This is a genomic window from Rhodococcus sp. UYP9, assembly GCF_040547235.1.
Classification (GTDB): domain Bacteria; phylum Actinomycetota; class Actinomycetes; order Mycobacteriales; family Mycobacteriaceae; genus Rhodococcoides.
Genome location: NZ_JBEPPH010000012.1, coordinates 1 through 22,152, shown reverse-complemented (window position 1 = coordinate 22,152; position 22,152 = coordinate 1). Strand labels below are relative to the sequence as shown.

21 protein-coding genes, 1 tRNA gene and 1 rRNA gene are annotated in these 22,152 nt (G+C 61.1%); 2 read left to right on the top strand and 21 right to left on the bottom strand.

The window, feature by feature from the left end; all coding sequences use genetic code 11:
- The first annotated feature begins 123 nt into the window (after positions 1–123).
- Positions 124–1,077 (top strand): hypothetical protein, encoded by a 954-nt coding sequence (locus ABIB36_RS21655; RefSeq protein WP_354563541.1) that lies wholly within the window; start codon positions 124–126, stop codon positions 1,075–1,077.
- Positions 1,078–1,162: 85 nt separating this feature from the next.
- Positions 1,163–1,375, top strand: coding sequence for a hypothetical protein (locus ABIB36_RS21650; RefSeq protein ID WP_354563540.1), 213 nt, complete (start codon positions 1,163–1,165; stop codon positions 1,373–1,375).
- Positions 1,376–1,436: 61 nt separating this feature from the next.
- On the opposite strand, the gene ABIB36_RS21645 is transcribed toward ABIB36_RS21650, so the two are convergent.
- The 21 genes from ABIB36_RS21645 to rrf all read right to left on the bottom strand — a co-directional run.
- Positions 1,437–2,480 carry a hypothetical protein gene (locus tag ABIB36_RS21645; protein WP_354563537.1) on the bottom strand — a complete coding sequence of 348 codons (1,044 nt, stop codon included), beginning with the start codon at positions 2,478–2,480 and terminating at the stop codon, positions 1,437–1,439.
- A gap of 616 nt (positions 2,481–3,096) precedes the next feature.
- Positions 3,097–3,732: a DUF1109 domain-containing protein gene (locus tag ABIB36_RS21640; RefSeq protein ID WP_354563535.1), complete on the bottom strand. Its 636-nt coding sequence runs from the start codon at positions 3,730–3,732 to the stop codon at positions 3,097–3,099.
- Between the two features lie 373 nt (positions 3,733–4,105).
- Positions 4,106–4,179: transfer RNA gene (locus tag ABIB36_RS21635), tRNA-Pro, on the bottom strand.
- An 85-nt stretch (positions 4,180–4,264) separates the two neighbouring features.
- A complete protein-coding gene (der, locus tag ABIB36_RS21630; RefSeq protein WP_084345220.1) occupies positions 4,265–5,707 on the bottom strand; it encodes a ribosome biogenesis GTPase Der in 1,443 nt (480 codons plus the stop codon).
- Positions 5,704–6,387, bottom strand: a complete 684-nt coding sequence (gene cmk, locus ABIB36_RS21625; protein ID WP_084345221.1) for a (d)CMP kinase — start codon at positions 6,385–6,387, stop codon at positions 5,704–5,706. Before cmk ends, der begins: the two co-directional genes overlap by 4 nt.
- Positions 6,387–7,649, bottom strand: a complete 1,263-nt coding sequence (locus tag ABIB36_RS21620) for a pseudouridine synthase (protein ID WP_084345222.1) — start codon at positions 7,647–7,649, stop codon at positions 6,387–6,389. Before ABIB36_RS21620 ends, cmk begins: the two co-directional genes overlap by 1 nt.
- 13 nt (positions 7,650–7,662) lie before the next feature.
- The gene (gene scpB, locus ABIB36_RS21615) at positions 7,663–8,355 is read right to left on the bottom strand and encodes an SMC-Scp complex subunit ScpB (protein ID WP_084345223.1); all 693 of its coding nucleotides are present in this window, start codon (positions 8,353–8,355) and stop codon (positions 7,663–7,665) included.
- The gene (locus ABIB36_RS21610) at positions 8,348–9,187 is read right to left on the bottom strand and encodes a segregation and condensation protein A (protein ID WP_084345224.1); all 840 of its coding nucleotides are present in this window, start codon (positions 9,185–9,187) and stop codon (positions 8,348–8,350) included. Before ABIB36_RS21610 ends, scpB begins: the two co-directional genes overlap by 8 nt.
- A 2-nt stretch (positions 9,188–9,189) precedes the next feature.
- Entirely contained in the window at positions 9,190–10,278 is a 1,089-nt protein-coding gene (locus tag ABIB36_RS21605) for a ParA family protein (protein WP_256895380.1), read from the bottom strand.
- Between the two features lie 100 nt (positions 10,279–10,378).
- Positions 10,379–11,293 carry a site-specific tyrosine recombinase XerD gene (gene xerD / locus ABIB36_RS21600; RefSeq protein ID WP_084345237.1) on the bottom strand — a complete coding sequence of 305 codons (915 nt, stop codon included), beginning with the start codon at positions 11,291–11,293 and terminating at the stop codon, positions 10,379–10,381.
- Positions 11,294–11,298: 5 nt separating this feature from the next.
- Positions 11,299–11,937 carry an NUDIX domain-containing protein gene (locus tag ABIB36_RS21595; RefSeq protein WP_084345225.1) on the bottom strand — a complete coding sequence of 213 codons (639 nt, stop codon included), beginning with the start codon at positions 11,935–11,937 and terminating at the stop codon, positions 11,299–11,301.
- Complete coding sequence (gene pyrG, locus ABIB36_RS21590) at positions 11,934–13,673, bottom strand: CTP synthase (protein WP_354563528.1); 1,740 nt, start codon at positions 13,671–13,673, stop codon at positions 11,934–11,936. Before pyrG ends, ABIB36_RS21595 begins: the two co-directional genes overlap by 4 nt.
- Positions 13,674–13,828: 155 nt before the next feature.
- Positions 13,829–14,776 carry a copper transporter gene (locus ABIB36_RS21585; RefSeq protein WP_143542021.1) on the bottom strand — a complete coding sequence of 316 codons (948 nt, stop codon included), beginning with the start codon at positions 14,774–14,776 and terminating at the stop codon, positions 13,829–13,831.
- Positions 14,773–15,957, bottom strand: coding sequence for a putative cytokinetic ring protein SteA (gene steA, locus ABIB36_RS21580; RefSeq protein WP_084345238.1), 1,185 nt, complete (start codon positions 15,955–15,957; stop codon positions 14,773–14,775). The genes ABIB36_RS21585 and steA overlap by 4 nt, the downstream gene beginning before the upstream one ends.
- A 208-nt stretch (positions 15,958–16,165) precedes the next feature.
- Positions 16,166–17,932: a DNA repair protein RecN gene (gene recN, locus ABIB36_RS21575; RefSeq protein ID WP_084345227.1), complete on the bottom strand. Its 1,767-nt coding sequence runs from the start codon at positions 17,930–17,932 to the stop codon at positions 16,166–16,168.
- A gap of 3 nt (positions 17,933–17,935) precedes the next feature.
- Positions 17,936–18,880 carry an NAD kinase gene (locus tag ABIB36_RS21570; RefSeq protein WP_084345228.1) on the bottom strand — a complete coding sequence of 315 codons (945 nt, stop codon included), beginning with the start codon at positions 18,878–18,880 and terminating at the stop codon, positions 17,936–17,938.
- A gap of 79 nt (positions 18,881–18,959) precedes the next feature.
- On the bottom strand, positions 18,960–19,790 hold the full coding sequence (locus tag ABIB36_RS21565; protein ID WP_084345229.1) for a TlyA family RNA methyltransferase: 831 nt from the start codon (positions 19,788–19,790) through the stop codon (positions 18,960–18,962).
- Between the two features lies 1 nt (position 19,791).
- Positions 19,792–20,013, bottom strand: a complete 222-nt coding sequence (locus ABIB36_RS21560) for a hypothetical protein (RefSeq protein ID WP_354563523.1) — start codon at positions 20,011–20,013, stop codon at positions 19,792–19,794.
- Positions 20,014–20,071: 58 nt separating this feature from the next.
- Positions 20,072–21,076, bottom strand: coding sequence for an HAD-IIA family hydrolase (locus tag ABIB36_RS21555; RefSeq protein ID WP_354563520.1), 1,005 nt, complete (start codon positions 21,074–21,076; stop codon positions 20,072–20,074).
- Complete coding sequence (locus ABIB36_RS21550; protein WP_084345232.1) at positions 21,073–21,993, bottom strand: hypothetical protein; 921 nt, start codon at positions 21,991–21,993, stop codon at positions 21,073–21,075. The genes ABIB36_RS21555 and ABIB36_RS21550 overlap by 4 nt, the downstream gene beginning before the upstream one ends.
- Positions 21,994–22,064: 71 nt before the next feature.
- Positions 22,065–22,152: ribosomal RNA gene (gene rrf / locus ABIB36_RS21545) — 5S ribosomal RNA — on the bottom strand; the annotation flags it as partial.

Genomic DNA, 22,152 nt, shown 5'->3' with positions numbered 1-22,152 from the left:
CTTCCGTCCAGCCATGTTCTCCATAGTCCTATCCGCCCAGCTCATGGGCAACAAGACTCTAAAACATGATGGCCCCGTTCGCCGGGGACACGCCACACCGGTGCGCATGTCTACAGCACCTGCATGACGTTCACAGTTGAGGCAAGTGTGACTGAAACAGATCGATTCCTCGATCTGTTTGGCTTCGGAAAACGTCAACCGCTCCACACCCCGGAAATGTTAATCGGCTTCGAGACCGCTGACGGTATCCGCCCAACTAATCTCCCGGGACGGCGAACTGGGTTGAGCGGGGACGGGCTCCGGCGGGTACCTCTTCTGCGATCCCGACAACATGGCTCCATCCTTCCCAAAGAACGAAGTCTCCGGACTTGCCAGGGTGATTCAGTAGACGTTGAGGGGTTCACCAACGATGAGTTCGGAGGTGGCGGAGGGAAATGGTGCGAACCTGGCTACTTCGGATACGCAGATCTCGAAAATGTCCAGGAAAACCTGGATACTCGACTTCCTCGAAACGTACTTGTCTGGCAAGTAGCTGACGACAGCGCTGTGTGGGACGACTGGTGCCGGGTAACGAGAAGTCAAGCCAGCATTCAATACACAACGAACAACACTACGACCACCTCCATCGTCACTGGGCCCCGGTATGACCTCGACGATGGCAGCATCTGCTACGTCCGCCTAGAAAGCCGATCCGGCGGCTACACTATCGACTTCAATGTCCGCGGAGAAGGTAAACAGATTTGGAAATACATGTTGCCCAGTGAAGATATGTCGAGTCAGCTCCTCAATGAGATTCTTACCCAAAATGATTGGATATCTGTAGCGGAGGCGCTTACGCTATTTGGATCAAGCTCATGGGACGCCAACAGAGATGACGTGAAGCAAATTCTTGATTGCGTCAACTCCAGTGGAATTCTCCGACTCGGACATGTAACCACCACATACGAAGAAATCTACAAACCCATTCCTGCCACGGATCTACTCAATCACATATTTGGTGCAAGTAATGATTCAGACAGATCTGCATTCATGATGGAGTTGTTCATCGCTGACATATCGGAGAAGCCTAACGAATAGTCATTGAAGGGAGTTTCTCGGTCGCACCGCGAGAGTAACAGGCTATAGCTGCCGCTCTCGCGGTGCGACCAAGTTGGGAGTGGTTATGACTTCCGAATCCATGGACGCAGATCCCGACTTTACCGAGCTCTCCCGAACAGGTGAGTCCCGGAGCGATCCCGCTGTCTTGCAGGCGCGACTCGAGCGCTGGCTGGCGACAGTTTTAAGCAGAATTCGAGGACAGGCGGCATTACATCGTGGTTATTTTGCAAAAAGCCGCGTGATGCTTGACGAAGAGTTCTACGTCAAAGCCGGATAACCCGACCCCGAAGACCGGACCCGATTGATCCGAGTTGTTTCATACGGGGCCGGCCTCGGCGTTATTTGCGAGGCATATACGTTCTCAATAACGCAAGAAATTCATTGCAATTGTCGCCGTATACCGTAACGGAATGGACTAGTACGCCTAGCATTTTTATACCAGCTTGTGAATGTTCAGCGGACGCAAGAGTCGACGCCGCCAACCGTTGTTGTGAAATTCTTTGACCATTGAATGCAGATATAATATACGAATCTTCGACACCTTCACCGCCTGCGACACCGAAAGCTGCTATCCGACCGCGAGCCTCACGGGTTAGCTTCCCTCTCGACTCGACAGCTCCTAACGCATCTTCGAAAAACGGCAGTAAAATTAAACCAGTGTAATCGAAGATTTGCCGTATGGCTCGCATAGTAATTTCACGTTGTTTATCAGGTTCAAGAGACAGTAGGTCTTTCACCAAAGACCCGTCCAATGCTGCAAGCTTTCGTGCAGGGACGGAATTTAACAAACCCACATCTGTGTCACCCGTCGGCGACGGATCCTCGCGTACCAAACGTTTATTACCATTCGGCTGCACTTCCTCGACGTAACCGAGGTGCGTCGCGGCGGGGGCGTTCACGGCCTGTGGTGCTGTGCTCCCCCATGACTGGTCCGACTTATGAAGCAAACGAGACGAATACCGTTTGTTGACTACCCACAGCTGGAACAGGTATCGCTCAGACACATCCTCGACGTGCATGTCCCACCGGTCGTCCCGCCCTCGCGCATGGCCGCGAATAGCGATCAAGCCTGATGAAGGCAGTGCGGCCAGCGGTCCATAGGCAACGTGCCCATCCAACGTCATAATATTCAGACGCGCATTTACCTCGAGAGTCACTTCTTCGATCACATCCCATCCTCCCTGGAGGCTGCCATCGGGGTCTGATGCGAGTATGTCCAGGCGCACCTCGACGGGCCCATACGCGATACCTGTTTTTACAGTCGCCGCAGCCGCGGTGACGTCGAACAATCCACCTTCGTGGTCTGGCTCACCTAGTTCGCTCAGACCATCGCCGATCAGAAACTGGTGGTGGTCGGCCTGTACCGTCAGCGTGGACTCCATGGGCCAACAGTACAAGTCGCACGACCTGACGCACTGATCGCAGGTTCGGTTACGCCCTGGTTTTCCTACTTAAATTCAACCCCGCTAGCTGGGTACCAAAGGCAGCGACTGCACCAACAATGATTCCACCGAAACATGAGAATATCCAGAAATTTCCCACATTCCAACGGAAAGGTAGTTGCACGTACGGGTTCGCGGAATCGCTCGCAGTGCGGAACGATTCCGGCAGCGTCGGCGGCCAGATGTATGTGGCGGACGCGAATATTACGCCCATCGATAACGGTATCCCGACCAAGACCAGCCAGAGATAAATTGGATTTATTGCAAGCTGGACCCAGGGACGCGCCGGACTCCGGGCTCGTTCGGATCGATGCCTTCTATGAACTCCATATCCGCCTCCACCATCGGCCCGATCACCGTGCAGCCTCAAACCAAGTTATCGCAGGCGAGCTCCACCCGCCTTAGAAGTACGGGACAGTTGAACTGCTGCTGGCTGTGCGAGCAGCTTAGCCATACGACCAGTCTTGATATGCAGGCATACCAGCAAACGTTTGCATATGTTGTGCAGCAGCATATTTCGTTCTGCACCGCCAACCCTTGCTACTGCGAATGTTGATCAGTCTCGATACACCGATTCGTATCGGTACCAAGGGCCATCGAGGTGGGAAATGGAGGAATCGACATTGCCCTGGCCAGCAGGTTCATGATCAGGTGAGTACACCCACCCGCTCGTAAAGCTGAAGAAGATGGTCGAATTGTCGACGAAATAGACTTCTCCCGACGGGCCGCCTCGCGCGCGACTGATATCGAAAGGACCGATCTCGAACTCCTCGCGGGACGTGCCGGGGTTTTCCCTGATGTCGACGGCGATGGCCTCGAACTCGCTCCGCTTGTCGAGGAATGTCGTAGCTGGCCCCCACACCACGAATGCGAAGGCGGCAGAGACGAGGAAGGGCGCAGGGAGTATCCACCAGGACCAACGTCGGTCGCGGCCGAGCACGTAGAGGGTTCGGATCGCCCACACCAGGCCAGTGACGGCCAAAACCACAAGTACCGCCAGATGGGCCAGAAGTGGGTCGGCCCAGGTGTGTGCGCCGAACGGCGAAGGCCACCAATTTCGTTTGACGCAGACCCACACCGCAACGGCGGCCGTCACGAAGGTCAGGAGTATTGGGCCGGGTGGCTTCGACCGTGTCTGCTCGCCCGTCAGCTGCTGATGCACCCATCTGTCGAGCGATGTCATTCTCGCCATGGAGCTAGCGTATCGGTGGCAACACTACGGTGACCTCCACTGCAGCAGAACTGATGCTCGGCACTGGCGTCGGCACCCGATGTAAATCGCGATTGGGATGTCGGGGCACTGTCAGGTTAATTGAAACCTAGCAGCGAAGCCTGTTTGGTTTCAATTAACCTGACAGTGCCGTACATCCACGTCCAAGACAAGCGCATCGGCCGCGAGAACATCACCAGAGAGGTGGTCTCGGAGCTCGAAGTGACCGGATGTCCACATGGATCCAGGAACGTAGTTACGAAGGAGTTGTGACACTCGTGGCACTGAGCCCATTTTCGGCTAAAAAAAAGCGGCCCCGGATTTCTCCGGAGCCGCCATTTTGCTCTAAAAACTGTCGGGCTGACAGGAATTGAACCTGCGACCCCTTGACCCCCAGTCAAGTGCGCTACCAAGCTGCGCCACAGCCCGCCGCGCCCCGTAAGGCGCTTGATGAGAGTACCTCAGCCCCGCCTCTGAGCGGAAATCGCCTGCTCAGGGGCGGGGCCCGGTGGGATCAGCGCTTGTGACCCTTGCCTGGCCGTTCGCGCTTTTCGCGGATACGGACCGAGACGCGGACGGGGCTGCCGTCGAAGTTGAACTCTTCACGGAGGCGACGTTCGATGAAGCGTCGGTATCCGGCCTCGAGGAAGCCGGTGGTGAAGAGCACGAACGTCGGTGGACGAGTCGTTGCCTGGGTCGCGAACATGATGCGCGGCATGCGGCCTCCACGCATCGGCGGCGGGGTGGCCGCCACAACTTCCTTGAGCCAGGTGTTGAGGCGTCCGGTCGGCACCCGCTTGTCCCAGGACTCCAGTGCAGTCTCGAGCGCCGGAACGAGTTTCTGGACTGCTCGGCCCGTCTGAGCCGAAATGTTGACGCGCTGTGCCCACGGCACACGAGCGAGATCGCGATCGATCTCCTTCTCGAGCATCTGGCGACGGTCGTCGTCGACGAGGTCCCACTTGTTGAACGCCAACACGAGCGCACGACCAGCGTCGGCGACCATGCTGAGGACACGAAGGTCCTGCTCGGAGATCACTTCGGAGGCGTCGATGAGCAAGATTGCGACCTCGGCGGCCTCGATGGCCGACTTGGTGCGCAACGACGCGTAGAACTCGGCACCACTGGCGTGACTGACGCGCTTACGCAGACCTGCAGTGTCGACGAATCGCCAAGTTTTGCCGCCCAATTCGACCAACGAGTCGACCGGGTCGACAGTAGTTCCGGCCACCTCGTGGACTACGGAGCGCTCGTCACCGGACAGCTTGTTGATGAGTGAGGACTTGCCTACGTTCGGCTTACCGACAAGTGCGACGCGACGCGGTCCCCCACCGGGGATTCCCTCGCGAGGAGTCTCCGGCAACGCGTCGAGAACACGATCGAGCATGTCTCCGGTTCCGCGGCCGTGAGTAGCCGAAACCGCCAGCGGCTCACCGAGGCCCAGCGACCACAGGGCAGCGACCTCGGACTCGGTGCGACCGTCGTCGACCTTGTTGGCTATCAACAAGACCGGCGTCTTCGAGCGCCGAAGCACCCGGGCGACAGCCTCGTCGGTTGTGGTGGATCCGACACGCGCATCGACGACCAGGAGGATCGCGTCAGCAGTCTTCATCGCCAGTTCTGCTTGGCGGGCAACGGATTGCTGCAGGCCCTTGGCGTCGGGTTCCCAACCGCCGGTGTCCTGCACCAGGAAACGGCGTCCGGCCCAGTTCGCCTCGTAGGAGACGCGGTCCCGCGTCACCCCTGGCACGTCCTCGACCACTGCTTCACGACGGCCGATGATGCGGTTGACGAGAGTGGACTTGCCCACGTTGGGACGTCCGACCACCGCGAGGGTAGGAACGGCGACTTGTACTTCGCCATCCTCGCCTTCACTGAGGTCGACCATCTCCCATTCGCCCTCGTCGCTCCAGACGCCGTCGCCGGCTGTTTCGGAGCCGTAGGATTCTTCGGTCACTGCATTGCTCCAGTTCTCTCGCTGACGACCTGGAGCAATGCGGCGACAACGCCGTCCATGTCCAGTTCGCTCGTATCCACGATCACGGAGTCTTCGGCGGGCCGCAAAGGAGATACGGCGCGGGTGGAATCAGCATGATCACGGCGTTGGACGTCGGCGAGGACTGCTTGATAGTCGTCGCCCCGTCCTTCGGTGGTGTTCTGTTTGTTTCGACGATCGGCGCGGGCCTCGGGCGAGGCAGTCAGAAAGACCTTGACGTGCGCGTCGGTCAGCACGACTGTCCCGATGTCCCTGCCCTCCACGACGATTCGCGGTTGGGCCGAAGAGATTTCACGTTGCATCCGTACGAGAATGTCCCGCACACGTGGAACTGCGGACACAGCCGAGACCGCTTGGGTCACAGCAGCTCCGCGAATCTCGGAGGTGACGTCTTTGCCGGCCAACGTCACTGCTTCGACGGCCGGATCGGTGCCGATGTCCAACGGCAGGGTCTCGACGACGTCGGCGACCTTGTCTGCATCGGACGGATCGATACCGGCCCGCAACACCCACACCGTCGCTACGCGGTACATCGCCCCGGTGTCGAGGTATCGAGCGTCGAGCGCAGAGGCCAACCGTCGTGAGACCGTCGACTTCCCGGTTCCCGACGGCCCGTCCATCGCAATGACGAGACTGTCCATCACAGCCCGACCGACTCGTAGAGCTTGCCGATCTCTCCACGACCGAGGACCCGCAGCGTTCCTGGGCGCTGATCACCAAGGGCGATGTTGCCGACGTCGGTGCGCACGAGACGTCCGACGGGGTAACCGACCTTCTCGAACATGCGCCGCACGATGTGCTTGCGACCCTCGTGCAGGGTGACACGTACGAGCGACTTGCCTTCGTTGACGTCGAGGAGTGAGTAACCGTCGACCTTGACGGGGCCGTCGTCGAGAACGACACCCGAACGCAGCTGCTTGCCTACATCGCGCGGGATGGTTCCGAACAATGTGGCGAGGTAGGTCTTCGATACCTCGTACGACGGGTGCATCAGGCGGTGAGCAAGATCACCGTCGTTGGTGAAGAGAAGAAGGCCCTCGGTGTCGGCATCGAGGCGTCCGACGTGGAACAGTCGCTGCCCCGCCTGAACGCGTTCGGAGACGATATCGCCGACGCACGGACGTCCCAGATCGTCGGACATCGTGCACTGCCATCCACGCGGCTTGTTCATCGCGAGGTGGACGAGCTCTTCCTTGACGACGACTCGGGTGCCGTCGACGCGGACGACAGCGACGTCCGGATCGATACGGATCCCTTGCTCGGTGACGATGCGTCCGTCGACCTCGACACGGCCGTCGGCAATCAGTTCTTCGGCTGCGCGGCGTGACGCCACACCGGCCTGAGCCAGAACCTTCTGCAGACGAACGCCTTCACCGCGGGGCACATGGCGCCGTTTGGTGTCAGGTTCGATGTACTGATGCTTCGCGGGCTTCGCGTTGCTGATCGTCGTCGTCGGAGTCTGCTTCTTCTGCGGCTTCGGCGGCTTGGGGCGCGAGGGCTTCTTACGCGGAACCGCATCGTTACTGCGATCGTTGATGCCCGTCTCGACAGACTTGTCCTCGAACGCGGGATCCACGAAAGGCTTGTTCACATACGGTTTGCGCTGCTCAGCAGGCTTACGTTGCCCAGTAGGTCGCCCTGAACCGCGAGGCGAATCCTCTCGGCGCCCACTCGAAGCGCCGCGTGGCCCCTCGTCACGACGTCCCGAAGCACCGCGTGGAGCTTCGTCCCGACGTCCTGAGGCTCCGCGTGGAGCTTCGTCTCGGCGTCCCGCACCGCGGGGCGCGTCGCCGGTGCGGCGACCATCCCGAGGGCTTTCCGACCTACCTGCGGCCGGCTTCCGACGGGGATCTTGTCTTTTACTTCTGTCCGGTGTGCCATCACGGCGAGCGGGCTTGTTCACTTCTTGTTACCTATCAGTCGTCCGAGTCGAGCTCGGATACCGGATCGGGTTTCGATCCGCGGTTCTTGGTGGAGCGTAAAACTCTCGGTTCGGTGTCCATGCTGTCGCTGATCTCGTCGATCAGATCCACACCTGGCAGCAACGGTGCCAGCGGCGGGAGGTCCGTCAGCGATGCCAACCCGAGCCGTTCGAGGAACAACTCGGTAGTCGAATACATGGTGCCGTTCGTTTCCGGATCCACTCCAGCTTCCGAAATCAGTCCGCGCGCGAGCAAGGTGCGCATCACTCCGTCTACATTGACTCCTCGCACAGCACTGACTCGCGAGCGCGTCAACGGTTGACGATATGCGATAACGGCCAGAGTCTCCAATGCCGCGCGTGTGAGTTTCGACCGAGCGCCATCGAGAAGAAGCCGTTCGACATACGGCGCGTAAGCCGTGCGGGTGTAGAAACGCCATCCGTCGCCTGCATAGCGTAGATCGATTCCACTGCCTCGTTCGGTCAGTTTCTCGGCCATCCGCGTCACCATCAGCTTCACCCGACGTGCTTCGCACCCGACGGCCGACGCCAACTGCTCGTTCGACGCCGGCGAGTCGACTACCAACAGGACGGCTTCGAGTGCGGCCTCGAGCGTCGCGTCGTCCAGCTCTTCGTCGGACTCGAGGCCCGTCGACTGTTCACTCTCGGAAAGCTCTTTCTCATCCATAGTCCACCGCTGACACGAGCACTCCGTCCACCTTCTCCGTACCGGTCCAGCTCACCGACAACTCCCCCAGCGGCTCGGGCTGCTCGAATACGATGACCTGTTCACGGAACAGCTCGAGCAACGCAAGAAAACGCGCAATGATCTCGACGGGGTATTCGCAGCCCTCGATGATCTCGCCGAACGTCACCCACTGCCCCGGGCTCTTCCCCTGAAGAAGATTCATCACCCACGTGGCCTGCTCCGGCACCGACACCGCGTGCTGATGAATGTGATCGAGACCTACCTGCGGAATCGGCTTCGGCCGGAACGCCGTCGCCGCAATATCGGCGAAACGAGCCGGATCGACGCCGAGCAAAACTTCCGGAATCAGATCCGCGAAACGGTCCTCGACGGACACCGACCGCGGATATCGACGCAGTGCGGCGGCTTCGAGCTCAGCGAACAGCATTGCTACCTGCTTGTACGCGCGATATTGCAGGAGCCGGGCGAACAGCAGATCACGAACTTCGAGCAAGGCGAGGTCCTCGGCATCCTCGACATCACCGGACGGCAGCAGCCGCGCCGCCTTGAGGTCGAGCAACGTGGCTGCGACGACGAGAAATTCCGTCGTCTGATCGAGGTCCATCTCTTTGCCGAGCGACTTGGTGAACGCGATGAAATCGTCTGTGACGGTGTGTAACGCGACCTCGGTGACATCGAGGCGATGCTGACTGATCAGAGTCAACAGCAGATCGAACGGTCCTTCGAAGTTGAGCAACCGAACACGAAATCGCGAGGGATCCTCCCCACCTGGAACCTCGATCGGAGCGTCGCCGGGGGTGGCGGCAGACACGATCAGGGACCGGACCGATATATCACCTCTCGGGCCAGAGCCCGATAGGCTTGGGCCCCTGCCGATTTCGGTGCCCACGTGGTGATCGGCTCGCCTGCGACGGACGTCTCCGGGAAACGCACGGTCCTGGTGATCACTGTGTCGTACACGACATCGCCGAACACCTCGACCACCCGCGTCATCACCTCTCGCGAGTGCAGAGTGCGGGCGTCGAACATGGTGACCACGATGCCGGCGAGCTTGAGCCGTGGATTGAGCCGATCACGAACCTTTTCGACGGTGTCGTTGAGCAGTGCCAATCCGCGCAGGCTGAAGTACTCGCATTCCATCGGAATCAGAACTTCGTCGGCACACGTCAATGCGTTGACGGTGAGCAAACCGAGCGAGGGCTGGCAGTCGATCAACACGTAATCGTAGCGATCGAGAATCGGATGAAGTACCCGTCCGAGAGTCTGTTCGCGACCGACCTCGGTGACCAACTGAATCTCGGCCGCCGACAGATCGATGTTGCTCGGCAACAGATCGAGATTCTCCACGCGTGTGCGCATCAGGACGTCGTCGGCGGACACTTTCGGTTCGACGAGGAGGTTGTAGACCGTGAGATCGAGCTCGTGGTGCGCAACACCCAACCCTGCAGACAGTGCACCCTGCGGGTCCAGATCGACCAGAAGCACTCGACGACCGTAAGCAGCCAGCGAGGCACCCAGATTGATGGTCGACGTCGTTTTGCCGACGCCACCCTTCTGGTTGCACATCGCGATGATCTTCGCCGGTCCGTGACTGCTCAGTGGCTGCGGTTCGGGAACCGGTCTGGTCTTGCGACCGGTGGGGCCGAGAGTGTCGACAGGAGGGATGACGTCCTTGCTCTCACGAGCGGACTCGGGCTGCCGGGTATGAAAGAGAGCTCCTTCGCTTGATGAATGGAGCGGGGTGAGCCCGTCGGGCGTTGCCTCGTAGGACCTGTTCGAAGACGCTGTCGACGGCGGAGCGACCGGAGCCTGCTCGCCCCAGGTCCGTCCAAAACCTGACTCCGCCGCTGGCGGCTGCGGTGTCGACACGTTCCAGCGCTCCCCTGTCCGTTCGTTGATCATGTATTCGCCTCGTGCCTGAGGGCACAAAAGATGAAATACGCTCCCAAGAACGTACCGCGTGGCACTACAGCAGTATCGCCGGACACGCACAAACATGTCTTCACCTCGCGCGGGGATGAGCTCCCGCCCACACTTCCCGCAGCGTATTCACCGTCACGAGCGTGTAGATCTGGGTTGTGGTGACCGAGGCATGACCGAGAAGCTCCTGCACCACACGGACATCTGCCCCGCCGTCGAGCAGATGCGTTGCGAAGGAGTGTCTCAGGGTGTGCGGAGAGACCGCTGTCGCGATGCCTGCACGCTCGGCTGCCGTATGTAACACCTGCCAGGCACTCTGCCGCGACAACCGACCACCACGAGCGTTGAGGAACAACGCAGGAGTCGACTTCGTCGCCAGAGCGGGCCGCCCTCGAACAAGGTACGCGTCCACAGCCTCGATAGCGGGTCGGCCTACCGGTACCAGCCGCTGCTTGTCACCTTTGCCGTGAAGCAGCACCGATCGCGTGTCGGTGTCCACATCGTCGACGTCGAGACCTACCGCTTCGGAAATGCGGGCACCGGTCGAGTACAGCAACTCGAGGATCGCCTTGTCACGCAAACCACGAGGGGCATCCGCACCCTCGGCGGAGGCCGATTCGAGAATCGCGATCACTTGGTCGAGTGGAAGCGACTTCGGCAGCCGACGACTCGGGGTCGGCGGCTTGACGGCACTGGCCACGTCCGAAATGGTGAAGCCCTCCGCGGCCGCGAATTTATGAAACCCACGAACCGCAATGAGTGTCCGTGCTGCCGAACTTGCAGCCAACGGTAGGAACTCGTCCCCACCTCGCCGCAGATACAAGACGAATTCGGTCACATCCGATTCGGATACCTTGGCCAAATCGTCGATGCCGTGGGCACTGAGAAACACCTCGTATCGCCGAAGGTCTCGGCGATACGAGGACAGAGTGTTCTTCGCCGACCCACGCTCGACCTCGAGGTGATCGAGATAGGTCGAAATCTGTTCACTCAGCACGACGACTACTCGTGCGAATTCTTCCGACGCTCGAAAGTAGTCGGCAGATCCGGCCACGGAGCATCGGCGGGGCGCAGGCTTGTCGACGCTACCCTCGAGGCGGCCAGCGCCAGAATGCCCGCCACCGCACTCGCATTCACGAATTCACCGGACAAAGCCCGGCGAACCGCGTCGTCAACCGGCACGTAGGACAACACGATGTCGGCCTCTTCGTCGTGGGCATCGGGCCGCTCGACCTCGGTCAAGTCCTCGGCCAGAAACACTCGAACGCACTCATCGGTGAAGCCCGGGGACGCCAAAACATCGACGAGTACCGACCAGCGGCCGGCGGAAAGCCCTGTCTCTTCGGCGAGTTCGCGCTTCGCCGCGTCGACGGGCGGCTCACCGGTCTCGTCGAGAAGACCGGCGGGCAATTCCCACAGACGTCGCCCGATCGGATGCCGGTACTGCTCGATCATCGCGATCCGACCCTGACTGTCGAGCGCCACGACGGCTACTGCGCCGTGGTGCTCCACTACTTCACGCTCGGCCTGACGGCCGTCCGGCATCGCGACCTGATCCAATCGCAAAGCGAGAATCGCCCCCTCGTAGACGGTTGTCGAACCGAGAGTCCGAAACTCGAACCGGCTGTCCTGCTCGCTCATCCGTTGCTTTCGACGGTCACTTCCGGCACCGACGCTTCGGACTCGGCATCGTCACCGTGAATGTCGACCGGAAGCCGCTCGGCTGCCTTGTACTTCAACGCCGCGTTGATCAGTGCCGCGAAAAGCGGGTGCGGACGCGTAGGCCGGCTCTTGTATTCCGGGTGAGCCTGCGTGCCGACGAAGAACGGATGCATCGACGTCGGAAGTTCCACGAACTCGATGAGGTGCCCGTCAGGGGAAGTTCCGCTGAACACCAGACCACTCTTCGAAATGCGGTCACGGTAGGTGTTGTTGACCTCGTAGCGGTGACGGTGACGCTCGGAAACTTCGGTCGACCCGTAGGCGCCTGCCACGACCGAACCCTTCAACAAGGTCGCCGGGTACGCGCCCAGTCGCATAGTTCCACCGAGGTCGGCCTCGCCTGCGACAGCATCTTCTTGATCGGCCATCGTCGAGATGACAGGGAACTCGATGTCCGGCTCGAACTCCGCCGAGTTGGCGTCGGTCAGTCCGACCGAGCGTGCTGCTTCGATGACCATGCACTGCAAACCGAGGCACAGTCCGAGCAGAGGCACTTTGCGGGTACGGGCAAAGCGGACCGCGCCCAGCTTGCCTTCGATGCCACGAATACCGAATCCACCCGGAATCAGCACTGCGTCGACATCACCGAGCGCAGCTTGCGCGCCTGCGGGGCTCTCGCACTCGTCGGACGGAACCCACTTGATCTCGACCTTCGCACGATGCGCGAAACCGCCCGCACGCAACGCCTCGGTGACCGAGAGGTACGCGTCGGGGAGATCAACGTACTTGCCGACAAGGGCAACACGCACGGTCTCGCGTGGCTCGTGGACCCGTTCGAGAAGTCCGCCCCACACCGTCCAGTCGACGTCGCGGAACGGCAGCCCGAGCTTGCGCACGACATACGCGTCCAGGCCCTCCTTGTGCAGAACCTTTGGTATGTCGTAGATCGACGGTGCGTCGGGAGTGGAAATACAGGCTTCGACATCTACGTCACACATCAGTGCGATCTTGTTCTTCAGGCCAGGCGGAACGTCGCGATCGCACCGCAGAATGAGTGCATCGGGTTGGATTCCGATGCTCCGCAGGGCTGCGACCGAATGCTGAGTCGGCTTGGTCTTGAGCTCACCTGAAGGCGCGAGGAACGGCACCAGGGAGACATGCAAGAAGAAGACGTTCTCACGACCGACGTCATGACGGACCTGACGTGCCGCTTCGAGGAACGGCTGCGACTCGATATCGCCGACGGTGCCGCCGATCTCGGTGATCACCACGTCCGGCTGATGGCCCTGCAGATCAGGGCCGTTCATGGCGAGGATTCGACGCTTGATCTCGTCGGTGATGTGCGGAATCACCTGGACGGTGTCGCCCAGGTATTCACCGCGACGCTCCTTGGCGATAACCGTCGAGTAGACCTGACCAGTGGTGACGTTTGCGAATCCAGACAGATCGCGGTCGAGGAACCGCTCGTAGTGTCCGACGTCCAGATCGGTTTCGGCGCCGTCCTCGGTGACGAAGACCTCGCCGTGCTGGAACGGATTCATGGTGCCTGGATCCACGTTCAGATAGGGATCGAGCTTCTGCATCGTGACTCGGAGGCCACGAGCTGTCAGTAGCTGGCCCAGGCTCGATGCCGTGAGGCCCTTGCCAAGAGACGATGCGACGCCTCCGCTGACGAAGATGTGCTTTGTGTCAGAACGCGACTGAAGGCGTGACAATGATGCTCCCGTGACGTATCTGCAGGGCGTGCTCCCACCAGTGAGCTGGCAAGAGAGGTAATGCGTAGAACATGGGCCTGCTACCCACGGGACTTCACGGTAACACCAATGTTGCCCAGAGAGCGAACGACGCGCATATTCTCAGTACCGAAATTTCATCGAGCCGGTGCACCGACGGTGACGGCCGTCGAGTTCGGGCCGGTCCCGTATCGGCCCGCGGCTCCATCCAGCTGTTCCTGCAATGCCAGCGCCGTGGTGATTCGGCCGGCTTCCCTGTCCACGTTGTCCACCGTGCTCACCGCTGCGGACAACGCCGAGTCCGCGCGCACCACAGCTACCGGCCCGTTGCCCTCTGCTGCTCCGGAACGGCCGGCCAGTACTACACCTGCACCCCTGGCGTCGAGCCCGCCGGTAAAGCGCGCGACGATCGCACCGCGGTTCCCGTCCTCGGCACCCGCATCGCCTGCTCCGGTCACGACGACCGCCAGCTGGGCGGGGGCCACTGCACCGTTGTCGTATGCAATGAAACCTCCACTGCGCAGCGTTTCGAGTGCCAGTGCAAGTTCCTCCGGGGTGGACTGAGGCTCGGCGGTCTGGGCATCGAGCAGCAGTACCGATCCCATCAGGTCGCCCGCCATGCTGCCCTGGTCGACAGATCCGGTGCGCAACTGAGTACCGGCAGGCACGACATTGGTCAGTCGAGTACGAAGATCGTCACCGCTCGCTGCGGTGACGAACGAATCCGTCAACGACACCCGGCCCGTCACAGCCGCTCCCGACGCCTCTATCGAACGAGTAACCCCGTCGACGTCGCCTGGATCCGCGTCTGGCGTGGTTATCACCACCACGCTGCGACTCGCTAACGCGTCGCGTACGACGCGGCCCGACACCGCCGCATCGAATCCATCTGCCGAGTTGAGCTGCTCGCCGAGCTGATTGTTCGTACTTTGTAGCGAATTCACCTCGGTCTCGAGGTCGGTCTTGTCGTCACGAAGTCCCGACACGAGACCACTGGACAACAAACCCGACCCGAGCACCACTCCGATAGCCAACGCGATGAAAATCGCTGCGATCGAAATGGCATGTTGGCGCATAGAAATCACGCCAGCAACCCCTGAACCCACGTTGCGAAGCGGTTCCACACGTCGATAGTCCAGTCCAGGACTTCACTGCCCATATTCGACACGACCAAAGCAACGATGACAGCAACCAGCGCGGCGAGAATCAGTAACGCAACAGCGCCACCCGATACGCGACTGCGGTACAGCGTCGCAACAGCCTTCGAGTCGACGAGCTTGGCACCGACCTTCAACCGTGTCATGAACGCCGCCGGGTTGGTGTTTCGCCGGCCACGATCGAAGAATTCGTCGAGGCTGGCAGGGCTTCCGACGGTCACGATCAGCGACGCGCCGTGATGGTCGGCCAGCAACAACGCCAAGTCGGCAGGCGCACCAGTGGCGGGGAACGTCATGGCTCCGATGCCGAGATCCTGGATGCGTTCGAGTCCGTTCGCATGCCCGTCCGAGTCAGCCGGAAGCACCACTTCTGCACCGCATTTGAGCGTCTGCGCACTGATGTCATCAGGATCGCCGACGATGAGATCCGGCTTGTGCCCAGCCTTCATCGCGGTGTCGGCGCCTGCGCCGACACCGATGATGATCGGCGAATACTCTTTGATGAACGGCTTGAGCGCCTTGAGGTCTTCGGCATGACCAGGTCCGTCTGCTACCACGACGACGTGCCGGTCCTGCAAGTCGAGCTCGATGTCCGGGACACCGACGCCGTCGATGAGCAACGGGCTCTCGGTTCGGATGAACTCGATCGTGTTGCCGGAGAACGCTTCGAGATGGTCTACCAAGCCGGTCTTTGCCTCGATCATCCGATCGGAAATCTCTGCTTCACTCTGCTCGTCGCCTTTGGCGAGACGACGATCACCGGTGTACACGCCGCCCTCGTTCAGGCGAATCTTGCTGCCGTCCTTGATCTTTTTGAACACCTCGGTGCCGGTGGAGTCGATCAAGGTAATTCCGTTGGCGACGATCACCTCCGGGCCCAGGTTCGGGTAGCGACCCGAAATGGAAGGCGACGCGTTGACTACCGCCAAGACGCCCGCAGCAACCAGGGCGTCAGCAGTAAGTCGATCCAGGTCGAGTTCGTCGAGGACGACGATGTCCCCCGGTCCCACCCGCTTGAGCAGTTTCGACGTGTTGCGATCGACCCGGGCGATACCACTTATTCCGGGCAGCGAGTCCTGAGTTCGTGATAACAGAGCCGGCATCTTCATGAGTCCCATGATGGGTGCTTCGATGGGCACCATGAAGGAGGCGCGCCGAAACAGATACCACACCGTCCACACGATTCACACACGCACCAGCTGATCTTACGTCCAGAAGCTGCGATCAGGTCGGTTTCGAGCCGATATTCAACCCCTGCGCCCTCAAGAATAAGTAAATTCGGGCAAGGTGAGACCTCATCGATCTCGTCGCATCCGGCTAGTCCGCACGCTCGGCGCGCGCAGTGGCCAACAATTCTTCGGCATGAGCTCGACCGGTCTCGGTGTCGTCCAACCCGGCCAGCATTCGGGCCAGTTCGACAACGCGCTCCGGAGCGGACAGTGATTTGACTCCACTGTTGGCCGCGCCTCGACGCGAATCGGCCTTGTCCACCACGAGATGAGTGTCGGCGAAAGCTGCAACCTGCGGCAAGTGCGTCACCACGATCACCTGGTGTGTGCGAGCCAACCTTGCGAGCCGTCGGCCTACCTCGACGGCTGCGCGACCGCCGACTCCTGCGTCGACCTCGTCGAAGACCATCGTTGCGCCCTTGTCCGATCCAGCGAGGACGACTTCCAACGCCAACATTACGCGCGAAAGCTCACCTCCCGATGCGCTCTTGCTGATGGGTAGAGCTTGCGCACCGTCGTGCGCGGACAATTTGAACTCGACTTCGTCCACACCATTCTGACCGGCATGCAGCTCTTTGCCTGCGATGTTCAGCGGTGCGTTGTCTTGCGGACCTGCGACTGCAGCACGCAGATCGAGTTGCAGCTTCGCCTTACCCATCGCCAGACCGGCAAGCTCGACGCTGACTGCCTTCGCAAGTTTTGCGGCGGCCTTGCTCCGTGCAGAGGTGAGTTTGGTTGCGGCTGCGGCCACCTCGGCAGCTGTCTCGTCCACTCGTCCCGACAGATCTGCCAACGTAGTGGCGGAGACGTCGATGTGTAGCAGTCGCTCCCGTGCGTCGTTCGCCCATGCGATGACGCCATCGACGTCGGCGGCGTATTTCCGCGTCAACCCTTTGAGCTCGGATTGGCGGTTGAGCAATGTTTCCAGGGCGCTCGGATCGGACGGCAAGTCCGACAGATATGCAGTGAGATCCGCACCGATGTCGGTGACTACAGCCATGGCTTCGTTCAGCCGGGGAAGCAGATCGGTCAACGCAGCGTCGTCGGAACCCTCGAGCTGCGTGCGGGCCTCACCGAGCAGATGGAGAGCCGACATCGCCCCGCCCGTGTCCTCGACAGCACCGACCAGCGCGACACCCGCGCCTTCGGCAGATTCACGCAGCGAGTCGAGGTCGCCGAGTCGGCGGACATCGGCCGCGATGGTCAGATCTTCTTGTGGCTCCGGCGCCACGCCGTCGATCTCTTGGATGCCGAACTGCAATCGATCCGCCTCCTGAGCGAGCTCTCGGCTCCGCTCGGTCCGGTCGATCAATTCGTTCCGAGCAGCCAACCAGGCGGTGCGGGCAGACCGGTACTTCTTGAGCAGACCGGAGACGGACTCGCCCGCAAAACGGTCGAGAGCCTCGAGTTGGCGATCGGCACGCAGAAGCCGTAGCTGATCGTTCTGACCGTGCACGGTCAGCAACGGATCGGTGAACCCGGACAACACCGCGGCGGGAACGCTCCGTCCGCCCAGGTGCGCACGCGATCTGCCGTCTGCGTTCACAGTGCGCAACGCGATGATCGAGTGGTCCTCGTCGCGCTGAGCACCAGCCGACTCGAGGACCTTCTCGACCTCGTCGACAACCTGCGCCGAGGCGGTTTCGGTACTGAACCGACCTTCTACGACTGCCCGATCGGCACCGATCCGCACCCGCCCGGCATCAGCACGTGCGCCGGACAACAGATGCAAACTGGTGACAACCATCGTCTTACCGGCACCCGTTTCGCCGGTGAGCACGGTCAGTCCTTCATGGAATTGTGCACTTGCGGCAGAAATGACACCGAGACTGTCGATTCGAATCTCTTCGAGCATTCTCTACCTCGCCCTCCCCCGCCATCCCTTGACGGGCAAGGCAAACTTCGTAACCATTCGATCCGCGAAAGGTGCCGAATCGAGTCGAACCCATTTGATCGGCTCGGCGCCCCGGATCACCTCGACGCGTCCACCCGCCGGCAGCGTCAGAGTTCGTCTGCCGTCACAGAAGACCAGCGCTTCATGACCGCCGACGTCCGTCTCGACGGCAATGAAGGAATTGGGACTGGTCACCAACGGCCGCGCAAACAACGCATGTGCATTGCTGGGGACCACAAGAATTGCTTCCAGTTCCGGCCACACAACTGGCCCGCCTGCCGAAAATGCGTACGCAGTGGAACCTGTCGGAGTGGAGATCAGTACGCCGTCACAGCCGAACGCCGATACCGGACGGTCGTCGACCTCGAGTACCACCTCGAGGACACCGAGCCGCGAACCGTTTTCGATGCTCGCTTCGTTCAGTGCCCATCCTCGTTCGACGACCTGATCGCCGACGCGAATGTTTATATCGAGAGTCATCCGATTCTCGATTCGATAGTCACCGCTCACGACGCGAGCCAGCGCGTCCTCTAGATGGTCCGCCTCTGCCTCGGCGAGAAAACCGATACGCCCGAGGTTGATCCCGAGTACGGCGATGGACGCCGCACGAGCGAGTTCGGCCGCACGGAGAAACGTACCGTCGCCTCCAAGCACCAGCACCAATTCACAACCCAGTGCAGCATCGGGGCCGAACTCGACTACCTGTAGCTCGAACTCCTCCACCAATGCAACCTCGGCTTCACGTACCCCGGAAGCCTCGATGCGCGTCGAATGCACCTCATCGACGAGCACCCGCAATCTGATACCAGCTTCGCCGAACACCTTCGCGACTCGAAGCGCGGTCTCGGCGATATCGGGCCTGCCCGGGTGGGCAACCAGCAATACCTCGCGAACCGGCGCAGGCTGCACTGTCGGATCTGGCGTCGTCACCGTGGTCCCTCTGTTGTCGTGGGCCCGTGCCAGTGTCCCCTGGCGGCGCTTCGCACTGTCACTGTGGCCCTTCTTCGACTGCGCGCTGCACCAGCGCTGCAGTGTCGTCGCGCACAGACTCGCCCGGGTGCACGACAGACTGCGATCGTAACCACAAAAAATACTCGACGTTGCCCGACGGCCCCGGAAGCGGACTTGCCGTCACTCCTTGCAGGCGGAGACCCAGCGCAGCCGCCGCTTCGGCGACATCGACGACGGTCTCGGCCCGCAGTGCAGGATCACGAACGACCCCTCCCGATCCGACACGGTCCTTACCGACTTCGAACTGAGGCTTGACCATCAACGCGAGGTCGGTTTCCGGGCCGGCGCAGGCGACGAACGCCGGTAAAACGAGCTTGAGCGAAATGAACGACAGGTCGGCCACGATGACCTCCACCGCACCACCGATCGTCTCTGAGTCGATGGAACGTACGTTGGTTCGATCGACTACATGGACACGTTCGTCGGACTGCAACCGCCACACGAGCTGGCCGTATCCGACGTCCACCGCGACGACCTCACGCGCACCTCGACTCAACAGGACATCGGTGAAGCCACCCGTGGATGCCCCGGCGTCGAGACAGCGTTTTCCTGCGACGGAGAATCCTGACTGTTCGAACACCTCGAGCGCACCCAACAACTTGTGGGCACCACGCGAGGCCCAATTCGTTTCGTTGTCCTCGACGGTGACGAGCAATGGTGTGCCCGGCTCGATTGCCGTTGCCGGTTTGGTGGCTACGGTGCCGGCAATCTTGACCCGACCGGCCTCGATGAGGTCGACTGCATGTTCACGTGAGCGAGCCAATCCTCGACGTACGAGTTCGGCGTCGACGCGTGCGCGCCGCGCCACGTCAGCTCTTGTCCACTGCAGACAGTGCCTGAACCAGAACTTCGTGTGCGTGGTCCAGAATCTGCGCATGCGTATTCAAATCACCGGATATCGCGTCCGTCGAAGGTAGTCCAGCCAACAACTCGTCGACCTCCGCTTCGACGACGCTCGGATCGACTGCGGGCATATCGGCTCGACCGTCGTGCTGACGGTGTTGCCCTGGGAGTGGAATCGACGCGCTCATCGTCGTCAACGCTATCGGATCGCCCCGACACCCGCCCGCCCGCATCGAGAACGAAGGATCAGGCAGCCAGTCGCTCTCGAAGGCTGTCCACCCCGTGACCGACGACCGAGATCGTGTCCCAGTCCGTCGTTACCTCACTCGGCGATCCCCACACAGCGTGCGCGACGGCAAGAAGACCGTCCAGCGGATCCACTTCGGATGTGCCGTCGTGAGTCACCGTCAGAACCCCATGTTCGACGTGTACCGACCAGCCTGGCTTGGGCCCGACCGCGGATTCGGCCGGCGGCCGGTTGAGAGCTTCGAGGTCGAATCCGATGTGTGTCGGACGCTCCGACGGAACCGCACGAATAGCGTCCAGGGCAGTACTGACCCCGGTCAGCACGAGCAACGACGGTATATCCGCCGCATTGGCACCAGCGATGTCGGTATCGAGACGATCCCCCACCACCAGGGGACGCTCCGCGGAGCTCAAACTAATCGCATCGTGCATTATCGGGGCAGCAGGCTTACCTGCAACCAGAGGCTCGACACCTGTCGCCCAGCGAACTGCGGCGACCATCGATCCGTTCCCCGGCGCCAACCCCCGCTCGGTGGGCAGCGTCGCATCGACGTTCGTAGCCACCCACAGGGCGCCCGCGCGTATGGCGAAGGTCGCTTCGGCCAAGCTGGACCAATCGGTCGTCACGCTGTGTCCCTGGACGACAGCACGTACCGAAGCATCAGCAGTTCGAACGGGTACAAGACCAACCTGTGTGATCTCTGCTTCGAGGGCAGCCGTCCCGACGACGACGACCGAAGAACCGGCCCCGACTCGGTCGGCCAACATTCTGGCCGCCACTTGCGCACTGGTCACCACGAAGTCCTCAGAGGTCTCGAAGCCCAATTCGCGGAGATGAACAGCGACGTCGGACGGTGAGCGGCTCGCGTTGTTGGTGACGAAGAACTGCTTCTCCGTCCCTCGACCGAGGGCCTCGACAGCTCCCACGATGGGGTGCTTACCTTGGTAAACGGTGCCATCGAGATCGAGCAGAAGAACGTCGTGATCTTGTCGAAGGGTCCTCACTGCCCATCGCCGGACAACTCGGCCACCCGCTCTTCTGCATCGGTGTCGCCCTCGACGTCGGCGGCCGCCGAATTCAGGAACCACGTGACACCCTCGGCAACACGACCTGCCGCAACAAGCGCGTCGGCGTAGACGTAGAACAGGCGAGCTGCTGCAGTTCCCGATCTAGAAGCATCGAGGTCCGGAGTCTGCAGAGTAACGACAGCCTGGTCGAACTGACTCAAATCCATCCGTGCACCGGCCACGACGATCCGAAGCTCCGACGCTTCGTCACCCGTCAACTGACGTGCCTCATCACTGCGACCGAGTTCGATAGCGCGTTCGGGTCTTCCGAGACCACGTTCACAATCTGCCATGACGGCCACATGGCCTGGCCCGCCAGCCATTCTCCGAGCAGCGCGCAGCTCCGAAAGTGCCTCGGCCCATTCACCGGCGTGATAAGCGGTCAGACCTGCTGTTTCGCGCACTACCGCTACGCGACCGGCACGCTGGCGAGCCGCGCGGGCGTGCAAAAGTGCAAGTTGAGGATCGTCGTCTACGAGGCGACTCGCCATCACAAGGTGCCGTGCGACAGCAGTTGCGTTGCTCTTGTCCAAGCTGAGGAGATCGCGACGAACTGCCGGCTCCAACTGTCCAGCCTCGACCTCGTCAGGTAGGTCCGGCTCTTCGGGTCGAGGCGGACGACGGTCGGTAGAGCCGCCACCGGAACGGCGGTCAGCGGTGAATCCGCCTTCTCCTCCGCGACGACGCGGGGGGCCATCGTTTCGACGATTATCGTTGCGGCCGCTCGCCGGCCGTCCGCTGTTATCGGATCGTCCGGCGCCTTGGGATCCGCCATTGCGGGGCTGTCCTTGCGAGCGGCGGTCGTTGCTGTCTTCCGGCACAGCGGTTCCTCTCGGTCGTACGCGTTGCATCATGAAATCAGATGTAGTTGTGAAAACAGAAAAAGGGGACCCACCGTGGGTGGGTCCCCTTGATCATAAACTGTGTTCGGCGGTGTCCTACTCTCCCACACCCTGTCGAGTGCAGTACCATCGGCGCTGGAGGGCTTAGCTTCCGGGTTCGGAATGGGACCG